Raw genomic sequence first — 1,259 nt, forward strand, 5'->3', positions numbered from 1 at the left:
AATACCGGATAGATTTCCCGCCGGTGGCGGACCTTCTTCATGACGAACGGCGTCTCGGTGCCGGTGACCTGCTTGTAGGTGCGCCACAAGTCGGTCTCGCGGGCGTGTGTGGCGAAGCCCGCCGGCATGGCGTCGGGGTCCGACCCCACCTCGACATAGGCGTAATACTGGCAGGCCGGCAGCAGGTCATGCTCCAGCAGGGCGGCGGTCCGGCCGCCGTCGCTGGTGGTGTTGTCGCCGTCCGAGGCCTGGGCGCCGTAAATGTTCCAGTCGGCGACGGGATAGCGCTCCTTGATGATGCGCTTCATCTCCTCCAGCGCGGTGGACACCATGGTGCCGCCGGTCTCGGTGGAGTGGAAGAAGGTGTCCTCGTCCACCTCTTCCGCCTCATGGGTGTGGCGGATGAAGACCACCTCCACCTGCTTGTAGCGGCGGGTGAGGAAGAGATAGAGCAGCATGAAGAAGCGCTTGGCCAGGTCCTTCATATGCTCGGTCATCGAGCCCGACACGTCCATCAGGCAGAACATCACCGCCTGCGCCGCCGGCTTCGGGATGGGGGTGAAGCGGTTGTAGCGGACGTCGATGGGGTCGATGTAGGGGATGCGCTTGGCCCGCATCACCTGGCGCTCCAGCAGGCCGCGCAGCTCCATCAGCCGGTCCGGATCCCGGCCGGGATGAGACTCCAGCTCGGCGATCTCCGCCTCCAGCGCCAGCATCTCCTCGGACTTGGGGCGCTTCAGGGCGATGCGGCGTGACAGGCTGTTGCGCATGGTGCGCACCAGGTTGAGGTTGGTGGGGGAGCCGGAGACGGAATAGCCCGCCCGCTGCCACAGCACCGAGTCCGCCGCCTTCAGCTTGCGCTTGGCCAAATCCGGTAGTTCCAGGTCCTCCATGAAGAGGTCCATGAACTCCTCCCGCGTCAGGACGAAGCGGAACTCATCCTCGCCACCACCGTCCGGGCTGCCTTCGTTGCCCCGGCCGGAACCGCCGCCGCCAGGGGGTTTGGCGATGGTGTCGCCTTCCATGAATTCCTTGTTGCCGGGCACCACATGGTCGCGGATACCGCCCGAGGAGGAGCGATGGAAGGTGGGTTCGGAAATGCCGCCGGTGGGGATGGAGATGTCGGCGCCGCTCTCCACGTCCTTGATGCGGCGGCTGCTGGACGCGCCATTCACGGCGCGCAGGATCTGCTCCTTGGCGCGCCGGATGAATCGCTGACGGTTGGCAAGGCTCTTGCCCTTGGGATTGCGCGGCGATCG

At 65.8% G+C, this 1,259-nt stretch carries 1 protein-coding gene; it reads right to left on the bottom strand.

The window, feature by feature from the left end; genetic code table 11:
* Positions 1–1,259: YeaH/YhbH family protein (locus I55_RS05755; protein WP_044559551.1), on the bottom strand; the 1,259-nt coding region annotated here is incomplete at both ends.

Origin of the sequence: Azospirillum sp. B4, from assembly GCF_000333275.1 — a bacterium.
Taxonomy (GTDB): Bacteria; Pseudomonadota; Alphaproteobacteria; order Azospirillales; family Azospirillaceae; genus Nitrospirillum.